Annotated in this window: 10 protein-coding genes and 1 tRNA gene; 2 read left to right on the plus strand and 9 right to left on the minus strand. The window is 67.9% G+C overall.

Annotated elements, in window-relative coordinates; translation table 11 throughout:
* Positions 1-1,461 (plus strand): ATP-binding protein (locus ENN83_RS03265; protein WP_287184069.1); only part of this gene is annotated, 1,461 nt, incomplete at its 5' end.
* Positions 1,462-1,684: 223 nt separating this feature from the next.
* Here the strand turns inward: ENN83_RS03265 and ENN83_RS03270 are convergent.
* From ENN83_RS03270 to ENN83_RS03300, 7 genes are all read right to left on the minus strand, one after another.
* Entirely contained in the window at positions 1,685-3,580 is a 1,896-nt protein-coding gene (locus ENN83_RS03270; RefSeq protein WP_287184072.1) for an acyl-CoA synthetase, read from the minus strand.
* A gap of 144 nt (positions 3,581-3,724) precedes the next feature.
* Positions 3,725-4,153: a peptidoglycan-binding protein LysM gene (gene lysM / locus ENN83_RS03275; protein WP_287184075.1), complete on the minus strand. Its 429-nt coding sequence runs from the start codon at positions 4,151-4,153 to the stop codon at positions 3,725-3,727.
* A gap of 82 nt (positions 4,154-4,235) precedes the next feature.
* A complete protein-coding gene (locus tag ENN83_RS03280; RefSeq protein ID WP_287184078.1) occupies positions 4,236-6,029 on the minus strand; it encodes an ABC transporter transmembrane domain-containing protein in 1,794 nt (597 codons plus the stop codon).
* 91 nt (positions 6,030-6,120) lie between these two features.
* Positions 6,121-6,194, minus strand: a tRNA-Gly gene (locus ENN83_RS03285).
* A 54-nt stretch (positions 6,195-6,248) separates the two neighbouring features.
* On the minus strand, positions 6,249-6,914 hold the full coding sequence (locus ENN83_RS03290; protein ID WP_287184091.1) for an SOS response-associated peptidase: 666 nt from the start codon (positions 6,912-6,914) through the stop codon (positions 6,249-6,251).
* 90 nt (positions 6,915-7,004) lie between these two features.
* A complete protein-coding gene (locus tag ENN83_RS03295; RefSeq protein ID WP_287184081.1) occupies positions 7,005-8,063 on the minus strand; it encodes a quinone-dependent dihydroorotate dehydrogenase in 1,059 nt (352 codons plus the stop codon).
* Positions 8,060-8,398 (minus strand): DUF952 domain-containing protein, encoded by a 339-nt coding sequence (locus tag ENN83_RS03300; RefSeq protein ID WP_287184083.1) that lies wholly within the window; start codon positions 8,396-8,398, stop codon positions 8,060-8,062. Before ENN83_RS03300 ends, ENN83_RS03295 begins: the two co-directional genes overlap by 4 nt.
* A gap of 105 nt (positions 8,399-8,503) precedes the next feature.
* On the opposite strand from ENN83_RS03300, the gene ENN83_RS03305 reads away from it, so the two are divergent.
* A complete protein-coding gene (locus ENN83_RS03305; RefSeq protein WP_287184086.1) occupies positions 8,504-10,093 on the plus strand; it encodes a bifunctional metallophosphatase/5'-nucleotidase in 1,590 nt (529 codons plus the stop codon).
* Between the two features lie 143 nt (positions 10,094-10,236).
* Here the strand turns inward: ENN83_RS03305 and ileS are convergent, their stop codons facing one another.
* Positions 10,237-13,164, minus strand: a complete 2,928-nt coding sequence (ileS, locus tag ENN83_RS03310; protein ID WP_287184088.1) for an isoleucine--tRNA ligase — start codon at positions 13,162-13,164, stop codon at positions 10,237-10,239.
* Positions 13,165-13,342: 178 nt separating this feature from the next.
* A complete protein-coding gene (locus tag ENN83_RS03315; protein ID WP_287184094.1) occupies positions 13,343-14,323 on the minus strand; it encodes a YcjF family protein in 981 nt (326 codons plus the stop codon).
* Positions 14,324-14,420: the final 97 nt, after the last annotated feature.

A 14,420-nucleotide genomic window follows, 5' to 3' on the forward strand; every position in this document is an offset into this window, starting at 1 on the left:
CTGGCCAATACCCGCGCGCGCGAGTTGCTGGCCGGTGCGCCCGGCACGGACCTCAACCTGTGCGAGCGGCTGGAGGGGCTGGGCAGGTCCGTCAGCGATTGGCTGGCCGAGGCCGCCGCGGGGCGGGCCAGCAACATGGCCGAAGTGCTGCGCGTGGCGCGTGACGACCGCGAATTGTTCGTCCAGGTCGCACTGGCGCGGATGGCGGGCAGCGGGCTTGTCGCGGTGCTGCATGACGTGACCGAGATGAAAACGCTCGAGGCGCAGTTCACCCAGAGCCAGAAAATGCAGGCGGTCGGCCAGCTTGCCGGCGGGATCGCGCATGATTTCAACAACCTGCTGACCGCGATCTCGGGCCATTGCGACCTGCTGATGCTGCGCCATGATGCGGGCGATCCCGATTATGCCGATCTCGTGCAGATCCACCAGAACGCCAACCGCGCGGCCAGCCTTGTCGGGCAGTTGCTTGCCTTCTCGCGCAAGCAGACACTCAGCCCCGAGGTTCTGGAACTGCGCGACACGATGGGCGAGCTTGCGCATCTGCTCGACCGGCTGGTGGGCGAACGCGTGCGGCTGCGCATCCGCAATGGCGAAGGGCTGCCGCCGATCCGCGCGGACAAGCGCAAGCTGGAACAGGTGGTGATGAACCTCGTGGTCAATGCCCGCGACGCGATGCCGAGGGGGGGAGAGATCCGGCTTGAAACCGAGGCGGTCGAACTGGAAACCGAACTCCGGCGCGATCGCGCGGTGGTGCCCGCCGGCCCCTATGCCGTGGTCCGGGTGATCGACAAGGGCGAGGGCATCCCGCCTGATCGGTTGACCAAGATCTTCGAACCCTTCTTCACGACCAAGCGTCCGGGCGAAGGCACCGGGCTCGGCCTTTCGACCGTGTATGGCATTGTCAAACAGACCGGCGGCTTCATCTTCGTCGACAGCGAACCGGGCAAGGGCTCGACCTTCACGCTCTACCTGCCGGCCTATCACGGCGAGGCGGAGGCAGAGGCCATCCCCGCCGCCGAGACCGAAGAGGAACTGCCCGACAGCGGCGTGGTGCTGCTGGTCGAGGACGAGGCGCCGGTGCGCTCCTTCGCATCGCGCGCGCTGGCGATGCGCGGCCATACCGTGCTCGAGGCCGAGAGCGGCGAGGAGGCACTGGAGATCCTCGCCGATCCCGGGCTCAGGATCGATGTCTTCGTGACGGATGTGGTGATGCCGGGTCTCGACGGGCCGGGCTGGATTGCGCAGGCGCTTCAGGAGCGGCCCGGAACCAAGGTCGTGTTCGTCTCGGGCTATGCCGAGGACAGTTTCGGAGAGATCCGCGCGCGCATCCCGAATTCGGTCTACCTGCCGAAACCCTTCTCGCTGGCCGACCTGACGGCGACCGTCCAGCGCCAGCTTCGTGCAACTGCCACCCGGCCCGGACCGTCCGACAGGCCCCTGGACGAAGCGGGCGCCCTCTAGGGCCATCCGGCCCGCCGCCCTGCTCAGGGCCACGCGCCAGTCGGACCTGTTCTGCCCTGGCCTGTCCCCATCGCCCTTCCTCGAAGGGTCGCCCGCCTGTGCCGTCCACCATGTCGGGCTGCGCCGCGCGCGGCCTGCCCCTGCGGATCGAGTATGTCGCCAAAGCGGGACGCAGCCGCCCAAGGCCCGCTATCGAGCCCGTGCACAACAGGAACCGCCGCGCTCAGTCGATCCATTCCCAGGGCACGGTAAAGCTGCCCAGCACCGCGCGCAGGGCGTTCTCGTCGTCGGCGCCTTGGCGCGTCAGCCGGGCCACCAGCCCGCGCTTGCGGTCCTCGACCACCTCGCCCACCCGCGCCGACAGCCCCGCCTCGGCCAGCGCGGCGTCATAGACCCGCCGGATCGCGCGCTTGCGCAGTTCGGGCTTGAACACCTTGCCGACCGCGGTCTTGGGCAATTCCCCGATGATCTCGATATGCTTGGGGATCGCGGCGCGTTCGTGGATATGGATCCTGGCATGAGCCAGCAATTCCTCGGGCGTCACGGTGGCGTCCTTGACGAGTTCCACATAGGCGCAGGGCAATTCTCCCGCGAAGGCATCGGGCTGGCCGATCACGCCGACAAGGGCCACGGCGCGGTGCCCGGACAGCGCCTGCTCGATCTCGGCGGGGTCGATATTGTGGCCGCCGCGGATGATGATGTCCTTGGCCCGGCCGGTGATGTAAAGATAACCATCCGCGTCGATCCGGCCCAGATCGCCCGTCCGCAGGAACCGCCCGCCCGCGAAAAGCCCGCGGTTCTTGGCGACATCGGTATAGGTCGACCCCTCGACCACGCCGGGATTGGCGACGCAGATCTCGCCCACCTCATCCACCTCGCATTCGCCCAGCACGTTGCCCTCGGCGTCGCATTTCAGGATATGCACCTGCGTATAGGGAAACGGAATGCCGACCGAGCCGATCTTCTTGGCGCCATTCGGCGGGTTGATCGAGACCAGGCAGGTCGCCTCGGTCAGCCCGTAGCCCTCGCAGATGGTGACGCCGGTGGCCTCCTCGAAGCGGCGGTAAAGCTCGACCGGCAGCGGCGCCGAGCCGGAAAACGCATAACGCAGCGTCGAGACATCGGCATCCACCTTGCGTTGCATCAGCGCGGCGATGGCGGTGGGCACGGTGATGACGAAGGTCACGCCCCAGCGTTCGATCAGCTTCCAGAAATTGTCGAACACCCCCTCGCCGCGATAGCCCGCGGGCGTCGGCAGCACCATATGCGCCCCGGCCGAGATCACCGACATCAGCACCGGATAGGCGGCAAAGACATGGAACAGCGGCAAGGGACAGATCAGCGTGTCCTTCTCGGTGAACAAGAGCCGATGGCCCAGCCAGCCATTGTAGATCATCCCCGAAACCTGGTGCTGCGCGACCTTGGGCAGACCGGTCGTGCCGCCGGTATGGAACAGCGCCGCGATCCGGTCCTCGGAATGGTCGGGAAAATCCAGCCGGTCGGCGCGTTCCCTTGCCAGTTCCTTGTGGAAATCCAGCAGGTCGGCATGGTGGTTGTCGGGGTTCTTCGGCCGGATCAGCGGCACGATCAGCTTCTTGGCACCGGTCAGGTAGCGCAAGAGGTCCACCTCCAGCACCGTGCGCACATTCGGCGCGTGGCGCACCGCCTCGGCGACCTTCTGGCCGACATCGGTCTTGGGGAAGGTGCGCAGCGTGACGACCACCCTGGCATTGGTGTCGCGCAGGATCGCGCCGATGGTCTCGGCCTCCAGCAACGGATTGATCGGGTTCACGATTCCCGCCACGGCCCCGCCCAGCAACGTCACCGCGGTTTCGGTGCAGTTTGGCAGGACATAGGCGATGACGTCCTTCTCGCCGATGCCGAGCCGGCGGAACAGGTTCGCGGCCTGGGTCACCCGGCCGTGCAGCTCGGCCCAGTTCAGCGTCTCGGCCGGCGCCCCGGGATCCGAGAACATCTGGAAACTCAACGCCGGGCGGTCGGGATGCGCGCGCGCCGTCGTACTCAGGAACTCATGGATACTGCGCGCCACGGGACGCGCATGCCAGTCGGATTCGGCCTCGATCGCGTCGCGATCGGCGCGTGAGGCATAGGCTGCCATCGTCTTTCCTCCCCGGGGCCGTTCGCTGCGGCGCCGCTCTCCCTTACAGAGAATCAGGATGGCCTGATTTCCCGCCCGCCGCAAGATCCCCTGCCATGGCCGCAACGCCACGTCAGGCCGGGCGCTGCGGCGGGCAGGAAGGGATCAGCCCTGCAGAATGCGCAGCACCTGGCCGGGATAGATCTTGTCGGGATCGCTCAGCATCGGCTTGTTGACCTCGAAGATCTCGGTATAGCGCGCGCCATTGCCCAGCGTCTTTTCCGCGATCTTCCACAGGCTGTCGCCCTTGACGACGGTGTGGAACACCGGATCCGCGCCGCCCGCCGCATCCTCGACCGCGGCCACGCCTTCGATATTTCCGACCGCCAGCATCACCTTTTCCTTGGCTTCCTGGCTGGCGGCGGTGCCGGTCACCTTGACCTTGTCGCCCTCGACCGAGATCTCCAGCCCCCCGGCATCAAGTCCCAGATCGGCGATTTCCTTGTGCAAATCCTCGACGCTGGGCGCCTCGGCCGCCTCGGCCCGGCCGCCCAGCTTCTTCCCCGCATTCTTGACGAATGACCACAATCCCATTTTCCGTCCTCCTCGGCAAAAATCGTGAACGATGTGCCAGAGTAGACAGGGATTTGCGACAAGCAAACGAAATCGCCGCGGCTCAGGCGGCGCTTTCGATCCCGTCGGTGAATTGCAGCCGGGCCAGGCGCGCATACAGCCCGCCCTGCGCCACCAGCGCCTCGTGGCTGCCCTCGGCCACGATCCGGCCCCCGTCGAACACGAGGATCCGGTCGGCCTTCTTCACGGTGGCCAGCCGATGCGCCACGATCAGCGTGGTGCGCGTGGCGGCCATCTCGTCCACGGCATGCTGAACCGCGTGTTCGGATTCGGCATCCAGCGCCGAGGTCGCTTCGTCCAGCAGCAGCACGGGCGCATCGCGCAGGATGGCGCGGGCGATCGCGACCCGCTGTTTCTGCCCGCCCGACAGCATCATGCCCCGCTCGCCCACCTGGGTATCATAGCCCTGCGGCAGCGCGGCCAGGAAGTCATGCGCGGCCGCCGCGCGGGCGGCCTGTTCGACCTCGGCATCGGTCGCGTCGGGCCGACCGAAACGGATATTCTCGCGCGCGGTGGCGGCAAATATCACCGGATCCTGCGGCACCAGCGCGATATGGTGGCGGAAGGTGGCGCGCGTGGTATCGCACAGGTCCACCCCGTCCAGCAGGATGCGCCCCTCCTGAGGGTCGTAGAAGCGCAGCAGAAGCTGGATGATCGTCGTCTTGCCCGCCCCGGAGGGACCGACCAGCGCCACGGTCTCGCCCGGCCGCACATGCAGGTTCACCCCGTCCAGCGCCGAAACGCCGGGCCGCGAGGGATAGGAAAAGCGCACATCCTCGAAGCGGATATCCCCGCGCGCCCGGGCAGGCAGCGGCAGGGGACGCGCGGGGTCCGTCACGCTGTCCTCGGCGGTCAGAAGTTCCACCAGCCGCTCGGTCGCGCCCGCGGCGCGCTGCAACTCGCCCCAGATCTCGGTCATCGCACCCACGGCAGCGGCCACCATCACCGAATAGATCACGAACTGGACCAGCTCGCCCACGCTCATCGCGTCGGCGCGCACGTCGCGGGCGCCGACCCACAACACGCCCACGATCCCCGCGAAGACCAGGAAGATCACGATCGCCGTCATCACCGCCCGCGTGCCGACCCGCTGGCGCGCGGCGACATAGCTTTTCTCGGTCACGTCATGGAAGGTGCCCCGGCTCGCCGCCTCATGGGTGAAGGCCTGCACCGTCTGCACCGCCAGCAGCGCCTCGGAGGCATTGCCCGACGAGGCCGCGATCCAGTCCTGGTTCTTGCGGCTCAGGCGGCGCAACCGACGTCCCAGCAGCACGATGGGCACGATCACCGCCGGAACCAGCACCAGAACGGCCGAGGTCAGCTTGGCCGAGGTCGCCAGCATCAGCGCCAGCCCGCCGAAGAAGATCAGCACGTTGCGCAGCGCCACCGACACCGACGAGCCGATCACCGACAGGATCAGCGTGGTATCGGTGGTGATCCGGCTCAGAACCTCGCCGGTCATCGTCTTTTCGTAGAAGGCCGGGCTCATCCCGATCATCCGGTCGAAAACGGCGGTGCGGATATCGGCCACCACCCGCTCGCCCAGCAGGGTCACAAGGTAATAGCGCAGCGCGGTGCCCAGCGCGAACAGCGCCGCGATACCCAGCGCCGCGGCGAAATAGCTGTCCAGAAGTGCGGCCGCCTCGGTCTCGAACGCATCGACCACGCGCCGCACCGCCATCGGCAGGATCAGCGAGACCGCTGCGGTCAGCACCAGAACGGCAATCGCCGTTCCCAGCAGCGCCTTGTAGGGCAGCACATAGGGCCAAAGCGCGCGCAGCGCCCCGATCCGCTTCGATTTCTCGCGGTCTTCCTCGACCCTGGCCCTGGGGGGCATGGCATGCTCCTGCTTTTCCGTCGCTGTTGTAGGGCCGGGCGGCGGGGACAACAAGTCGCAGCGGACGATTTCACGGCACGGGACGGGGGCGTGGAGCGGGTAGACGGAATCGAACCGACATAGCCTGCTTGGAAGGCAGGGGCTTTACCATTAAGCTATACCCGCACGCCTTCGTGACTAGGCCACGACCGGGCGACGGTCAAGCGCCAACTGGCCCGATCAGGTCGCGACAGGCGCGATCAGCCCCGGCCCCGCGGCACGGTTCGAGTTTACCGCCACCCCTACCCGGTGCACCGCCAGCACGCCCTCGGCGGCCGACCGCATCAGCACCGCCGCCCCATGCCCCGCCTCCCCCAGCCAGAGCGGCCAGTCGGACCGCTCGACGATCACCGGCATCCGGTGGTGGATCGCGGCCATCGCGGGATTGGCCTCGGTGGTGACGACGGCACAGGAACTCAGCCGCTGGCCCTCGCGCTCCCAATCCTGCCAGATACCGGCCATCGCCATCGGCGCGCCATCGGCGCGGCGGATATACCAGGGCAGCCTGGCGCCATCCTCCGCCTTGCTCCATTCGTAGAACCCGCTCGCCGGAATCAGGCAGCGGTGCCGCCGCGCGGCCTCGGCAAAGGCGGGCTTCGTTGCGATCGTGTCGGCGCGCGCATTGATCAGCAGCGGCCCATCGGTCGGGGTCTTGTACCAATGCGGCACGAACCCCCAGCGCAGCGCCCGCAGCCGCCGCATGCCCCCCTCGCCGGTCACGGCAGCAACCGGATTGGTCGGGCAGACATTGAAATTCGGCCCCTCGGGCAGATCGTTCGCGGGCATGGCCTCGAAAAGCTTCGCCATGGCCTCCACCGGCAGGGTGATCGCGAACCGTCCGCATATGGACGGCGATCTTAGGGCCGTGACCCGGCGTTTTCAAAAGCCTTTGCGGAATCCTTCAACCGGGGGCCGCGTCCGCGCCCGCAGGCCCGTTCAGACCCACTCGTCCCGCCCCGTGCCGACCGCCTCGGCCACATTGGCGAACCCGTCGCGCGCCAGCAGCCCCTCCAGCCCCTGCACGATCTGGGCCACCAGCCCCAGCCCGCCATAGACCAGGGCGGTATATAACTGCACGGCACGCGCGCCCGCGCGGATCTTGGCATAGGCGTCCTCGGCCGAGCCGATGCCCCCAACCCCGATCAGCGGCAGCCGCCCGCCCGTCGCCACCGAGAGCCGCGCCAGAACCCGGGTCGAGCGTGCGAAGAGCGGCGCGCCCGACAGCCCCCCCGCCTCGCCCGCATGGCGACTTGTCAGCTCGCCGCGCGCCAGCGTGGTGTTGGTCGCGACGATCCCCGAGATCCCGGCCTCCAGCGCGACCCCGGCGATCTCGTCGATCTCGGCATCCGACAGATCCGGCGCGATCTTGAGAAAGACCGGGATCGGCCGCGCCAGCCCCGACCGCGCCGCCATCACGCCAGCCAGAAGGGCGGACAGCGCCGCGCGGCCCTGCAAGTCGCGCAGCCGTTCGGTATTGGGCGACGAGACATTGACGGTCGCGAAATCCACATGCGCCCCGCAATGGGCCAGCACGGCGGCGAAATCCGCCGCCCGGTCGGCGCTGTCCTTGTTCGCGCCCAGGTTCAGCCCGACCACCGCCCCCTCGGGCCGCGCCGCCAGCCGCGCGCCGATCGCCACCATGCCCTCGTTGTTGAAGCCGAAGCGGTTGATCGCCGCGCGGTCCTCGCTCAGCCGGAACAGCCGCGGGCGCGGGTTGCCGGGCTGCGGCCTCGGCGTCGCCGCCCCCACCTCGACAAAGCCGAAACCCGCGCGGGCAAGCGGCCCCAGCGCCACGGCATTCTTGTCATAGCCCGCCGCCAGCCCCACCGGGTTCGGCAGGGCCAGCCCCGCCAGATCGGTCGCCAGCCTGTCCGAGGTGATCGCCCCCGGCAGCGGCACCAGCCCCGCGCGCAGCGCCGTCAGCGACAGCCCATGCGCCCGCTCGGGATCCATCCGGTGCAACAGCGCCAGCCCCGCGCGCTCCAGCGGGGTCATACCACGCCCTCGGGAAAGATATGCCCGGTCGCGCCCAGCGGCAGGGACTTGTCCCAGACCACATCCGCCACGCTCAACGCGCGATAGAGATGGGGAAACAGCGCGCCGCCCCGCGACGCCTCCCAGCGCAGCGCCTCGCCCAGACGGTCGGCCGCCACCGCCACCAGCACCAGATCGCTTTCCCCCGCGAAATGCTTCTCGGCGGTGCCGGTCACCTGCTCGGCGGTGGACAGGTGAATGAACCCGTCGGCCAGATCGACCGGCGCGCCCGCGGTCAGGCCCGCAGCGCGAAAGGCGTCCCACTCGGCCCGGCGGAAAATCTTGTAGATCAGCATCCCGCTCCCATGCCCGCAGATGCAGCCCCGGTCAAGCGCCAGAGGCTTTGACAGCCCGGCCACGGCGCGTCAGACTTTCCGTGTTCAACCGAAGGGGGATTCATCATGGCAACGCGCGCCTTGTCCGCTGCACTGTTCCTGGCACTGGCAGCAACCCCGGCCTGGGCCGAGTACAGTCTGACGATCCTGCACACCAACGATTTCCACGCACGGTTCGAGCCGATCTCGAAGCATGATTCAGTCTGTTCCGAGGCCGAGAACGCGGCGGGCGAATGTTTCGGCGGCTCGGCCCGGCTGGCCACGGCCATCGCCGAGGCCCGCGCGCGCAACGCCAACACGATCCTCGTCGATGCGGGCGACAAGTTCCAGGGCACGCTGTTCTACACCCGCTACAAGGGGGCGGCCACGGCCGAGATGATGACCCGGCTTGGCTATGACGCGATGGCGGTGGGCAATCACGAATTCGACGATGGCCCCGAGGTGCTGGCCCGTTTCGTCGCCTCGGTCGATTTCCCGGTGCTGATGGCCAATGCCGACCTCTCGGCCGAACCGCTGCTGCGCGAGGGCATCGCGAAATCGGCGGTGATCGAACGCGGCGGCGCACGGCTGGGGCTGATCGGCCTGACGCCGGTGGACAACCCCGATCTGGCCAGCCCCGGCCCCAATATCGTCTTCACCGACCCGGTTGCCGCAGTGCAGGCCGAAATAGACCGGCTGACTGCGGACGGCATCGACAAGATCATCCTGCTCAGCCATTCGGGCCATGACCACGACCTGCGGATCGCGGCGGAAACCACCGGGATCGACGTGATCGTGGGCGGCCATTCCCACACGCTCCTGTCCAACAGCGTCGAGGGCGCGGCAGGCCCCTACCCGACCATGGTGGGCCAGACCGCCATCGTGCAGGCCTATGGCTATGGCAAGTACCTGGGCGAGCTGACCGTCACCTTCGATGAGGCGGGCCGCGTAGTCGAGGCGGTGGGCGAGCCGATCCTGCTCGACGCCGCCATCGCCGAGGATGCGGACACCCGGGCACGCATCGCCGAACTGGCCCAGCCGCTCGAGGAAATCCGCCAGAAGGTGGTCGCCGAGGCCGCCGAACCCATCGAGGGCGACCGCAGCATCTGCCGGGTGACGGAATGCACGATGGGCAACCTCGTGGCCGAGGCGATGCTCGACCGGGTGCGCGCGCAGGGCATCAGCATCGCGCTCCAGAATGGCGGCGGCCTGCGCGCCTCGCTCGAGGCAGGCCCCGTGACGATGGGCGACGTGCTGACCGTGCTGCCCTTCCAGAACACGCTTTCCACCTTCTTCGTGCCCGGCCGAACGGTGGTCGAGGCGCTGGAAAACGGCCTGTCCCAGGTCGAGGACGGCGCCGGCCGATTCCCGCAGGTCGCCGGGCTGCGATTCACCTGGGCGCCAGACGCCGAGCCCGGCGCGCGGGTCCGATCCGTCGAGGTGATGGAAAACGGCGCCTGGGCGCCCATCGAGCCCGAGCGGATCTATGGACTGGTCTCGAACAATTACATCCGCAATGGCGGCGACGGCTACCGGATGTTCCTCGATGCCCGGGATGTCTACGATTTCGGCCCCGACCTGGCCGATGTGACCGCCGAATTCCTCGCCGCCAACACCCCCTACCACCCCGTCATCGACGGCCGGATCGCCACAATCGGGGACGCGCCGCCCCGATAGGCCGCGCAAGACCCCGGGTCAGTCCCCTTCTTCTGGCCGCAAATATCCCCGCCGGAGGCGCCGCGCGCGGCACGCGCGCGGCCCGGCCCAACCCCGGGCGGTCGGCGCGCAAGCGCCGCGCGGCCCGGGGGCGGGAGTGCCCCCTAACCGCCCAACGCCGCGTTGCAGCGCGCGCAGGTCCCCCGATGGGCATGCCCCCCCACATCGGGCAGGATTTTCCAGCAGCGCTGGCATTTCTCGCCCTCGGCCTTCTCGAAGACCACGCCCACGCCCGGCACTTCGGACAGGCGGAAGGCCTCGTTCGGGCTGGGATCGGCGGTCAGCAGGATGTCCGAGGTGATGCAGAGATCGGCGAAATCAACCGTCTTCAGCGCACCCAGCACGGCGGCGTCCTCGACATGCACCACGGGTGCTGCCTCCAGGCTCGCGCCGATCACCTTGTCCCGGCGCTGGATCTCCAGCGCCGCCGTCACCACGCGCCGCACCTGCCGGACCCCCGCCCATTTCGCCGCCAGCGCCTCGTCGCGCCAGGCGGCGGGCGTTTCCGGAATGTCCTCCAGATGCACCGACCCGTCCTCGTCCGGGAAGCGCGCAAGCCACACATCCTCCATCGTGAAGACGAGGATCGGCGCCAGCCAGGTGGTCAGCCGGTGGAACAGCAGGTCCAGCACACTGCGCGCGGCGCGGCGGCGCATGCTGTCGGGCGCATCGCAATACAGCGCGTCCTTGCGGATGTCGAAATAGAAGGCCGACAGATCCACGGTGCAGAAGTTGAACAGCGCCTGGAACACGCCCTGGAAATCATAGCTGTCATAGCCCTGCCGCACCCGCTGGTCGAGCTCGGCCAGACGGTGCAGCACCCAGCGTTCCAGCTCGGGCATGTCCTCTGGCGCGACCCGTTCGGCCTCCGAGAACCCGGCCAGATTGCCCAGCATGAAGCGCAGCGTGTTGCGCAGCCGCCGATAGCTGTCGGCCACGCCCTTCAGGATCTCGGGTCCGATGCGCAGGTCCACCGAATAATCCGACTGCGCCACCCAGAGCCGCAGGATATCCGCGCCATATTGCCTGATGACATCCTCGGGCGCGATGGTATTGCCGAGCGATTTGGACATCTTGTTGCCCTTCTCGTCCAGCGTGAAGCCATGGGTCAGCACGCCGCGATAGGGCGCCCGACCGATGGTGCCGCAGGCCTGAAGCATCGAGGAATGGAACCAGCCGCGATGCTGGTCGGTGCCCTCAAGGTACAGATCCGCAATCCCGTCCGCCGCCCCGTCCGCCCGGTCGCGCAGCACGAAGGCATGGGTCGAGCCTGAATCGAACCACACATCCAGCACGTCCATGACCTGATCGTAAGCCTCGGGGTCATGGTCCGGCCCAAGGAACCGCGCCTTCGCCCCCTCGGCATACCAGGCATCCGCCCCTTCGGCCTCGAACGCCGCGACGATGCGGGCATTGACGGCCGGATCACGCAGCAGGAAATCGGGATCGGTGGGTTTCGCGCCGCGCTTGACGAAACAGGTCAGCGGCACCCCCCAGGCGCGCTGGCGCGACAGCACCCAGTCGGGCCGCGCCTCGATCATCGAGTAAAGCCGGTTGCGCCCGGTCTGGGGCGTCCAGCGCACCAACTGGTCGATCGAGGTCAGTGCGCGTTGCCGGATCGTGTCGCCATATTGGCCCATGCCGTCATCCAGCCTGTGGTCGATGGCGGCGAACCATTGCGGCGTGTTGCGATAGATCAAAGGCGCCTTCGACCGCCAGCTATGCGGATAGCTGTGCTTGAGCTTGCCCTTGGCCAGCAACGCCCCGGCATAGGCCAGTTGCTTGATGACCGAGACATTCGCCGGACCCTCCTTGCCCTCGGGCGTCAGGATCGCCTGCCCGCCGAACAGCGGCAGGTCGGGCCGGAACGAGCCGTCTTCCAGCACGTTATAGGTCATGGGCAGGTTGTATTTCAGGCCGATCTGGTAGTCGTCATCGCCATGGCTGGGCGCGGTATGGACAAAGCCCGTACCCGCCTCGTCGGTGACGTGATCGCCCGGCAGCATGGGCACGTGATAGTCCCACTCGCCATTGCCGCCCTCGATGCCGCAGAAGGGGTGGCGACATCCCATTCCATCAAGTTGTTCGGCAGGAACGATCCTAACGAGTTCGTAGGCATCAACGCGCGCTTGCGTCATCACCTGATCGGCAAGCTTGGTGGCAATCAGCAACGTCTCTCCCGCGACAGCAGAGCTGTTCTCGGCAACGGATTTCACCCGGTAGAGGCCGTATTCGATATCAGGGTTATAGGCGACGGCGCGGTTCTGAGGAATGGTCCACGGAGTAGTGGTCCAGATCACCACAGAGCATTCGCGAAGATCCTGCGTCTCGGAAATATCCGGATCGTCTTTCTGAACATTCGTATAAGGCCGAAACCGCACCCAGATCGTATGGCTCTGGTGGTCGTGATATTCCACCTCGGCCTCGGCCAGCGCGGTCTTTTCCACGGGGCTCCACATCACCGGCTTCGACCCTTGATAAAGCGACCCGTTCATCAGGAACGTCATGAATTCCCGCGCGATCACCGCCTCGGCGTGGAAATCCATCGTCAGGTAGGGATCGGCCCAGTTGCCGGTGATGCCGAGGCGCTTGAACTCCTCGCGCTGGATCTCGATCCATCCTTCGGCGAATTTGCGGCATTCCTGGCGGAAGGCGACAACGTCAACCGCGTCCTTGTCCAGCCCCCTGGCGCGGTACTGTTCCTCGATCTTCCACTCGATCGGCAGCCCGTGGCAATCCCAGCCCGGCACATAGCGCGCATCCTTGCCCATCATCTGCTGGGAGCGCACGATGAAATCCTTGAGGATCTTGTTCAGCGCGTGGCCGATATGCAGGTGCCCGTTGGCGTAGGGCGGGCCGTCATGCAGGATGAAGGGCGCCCGCCCTTTCCGTTCCCGCAACCGGTCATAGATGCCGATCCGCGCCCAGCGCTCCAGCCAGCCGGGTTCGCGCTCGGGCAGGCCCGCGCGCATCGGGAAATCGGTTTCGGGCAGGAACACGGTATCGCGATAGTCGGGCATGTCGGCGCACATGGGGGCGGTCCTCGGAAAACGGGTCATGCGATCTGTTGAAGGTTCGGCGCGACGGGTCAAGCGCCTTGTCCCGGCCGCCCTGGATCAGAGCGCCGGGCGGCTAATTCGAATGATGCGCATGGGGCCGGATGACATGGGCGGGCTTATAGGCCGCGCGCGCCGGGCCGTAAAGGGCGGCTCAGGCGTCGGATTTCGAGAAGAGCCCGGCAAGCGCGCGCTTGACCAGCGCCCCGACCGAGGGGCGCTTGAACTCGCGGAAGGGCAGCGGGCGGCAGACCTCCATCGCGGCGACGCCGACCCGGGCGGTCAGCGCGCCGTTCACCACGCCCTCGCCAAACCGGCGCGAGAGGCGCGACAGCATGCCGCCGCCCGCAATCGAGCCCAGCATGTCATCGCCCACCGCCACCGCCCCCGTGGCCACCAGATGCGTCATCACCGCGCGACCCAGCCGGATCGAGCCCAGAACCCCGCCGCGCCCGCCATAGATCTCGGCAATCCGCCGGATCATGCGCAGATTCGCCACCATCGCCGTCGCGACATCGGCCAGCGCCAGCGGCACGATGGCGGTCACCGCGGCCACGGTGCGCGCGGCCGACTCGATCTCGCGCGTCGCGGCGGCGTCAAGCGGGGCCAGCAATTCGCGCTCGGCCAGCCCCAGCAGCCCGTCGGCATCCAGGATATCGTCCCGCCGCTCCGTCAGCCGCTCGCGGCCCCAACTCGTATCCTCGCGCCGTGCATAAAGCACCATCAGCCTGTCCAGCACCGCCCGCGCGGCCCCAAGGTCATGCGCCGCCAGCGCTGCCTCGGTCTCGGCATGCAGCAGGTCAAGCCGCGCCAGCCGCGAGAACGCCGCCAGCTCGCGCAGCCCGATCAGCAGCAGCGCCAGCAGAACGCTGCCCGCCAGCAGCACGGCAATCCCGCCCAGAACCGGGTTGCGCGCGACCAGCCCTGTCACGAAATCCCATGCCGCCAGCGAGACGGCAAAGCCGATCAGCGCCCAGAACGAGGCCCAGAAGAACCGCCCCAGCCGCGAGGGCGGCCGCGCGGCCAGCAGCGCGACGGTCTGCATCGCACGTCCCTCGGGCAACGCATCGGGCTCCGGCACCGGCGGCGCGGAGGCAGGCGACAGCCGCGCCTCGGCCTCGTCCGCCTCGAACAGAAGCGGCGCCCTGGCCCTGCGGACTTCGCGGCCCGCCGCGCTTACCCTTGCGTCCCGCTCTCGCTGCTGTTCCAACCGTTCCCGCTCCTGCCGTTCC

Origin of the sequence: Rhodovulum sp. (genome assembly GCF_011048875.1) — a bacterium.
Taxonomy (GTDB): domain Bacteria; phylum Pseudomonadota; class Alphaproteobacteria; order Rhodobacterales; family Rhodobacteraceae; genus Rhodovulum; species Rhodovulum tesquicola.

Coding starts and splice junctions, on each gene's coding strand:
- ENN83_RS03270 (WP_287184072.1), bottom strand. CDS start 3,580: ATGGCAGCCTATGCCTCACGCGCCGATCGCGACGCGATCGAGGCCGAA.
- lysM (WP_287184075.1), bottom strand. CDS start 4,153: ATGGGATTGTGGTCATTCGTCAAGAATGCGGGGAAGAAGCTGGGCGGC.
- ENN83_RS03280 (WP_287184078.1), bottom strand. CDS start 6,029: ATGCCCCCCAGGGCCAGGGTCGAGGAAGACCGCGAGAAATCGAAGCGG.
- ENN83_RS03295 (WP_287184081.1), bottom strand. CDS start 8,063: ATGACCCCGCTGGAGCGCGCGGGGCTGGCGCTGTTGCACCGGATGGAT.
- ENN83_RS03300 (WP_287184083.1), bottom strand. CDS start 8,398: ATGCTGATCTACAAGATTTTCCGCCGGGCCGAGTGGGACGCCTTTCGC.
- ENN83_RS03305 (WP_287184086.1), top strand. CDS start 8,504: ATGGCAACGCGCGCCTTGTCCGCTGCACTGTTCCTGGCACTGGCAGCA.
- ileS (WP_287184088.1), bottom strand. CDS start 13,164: ATGTGCGCCGACATGCCCGACTATCGCGATACCGTGTTCCTGCCCGAA.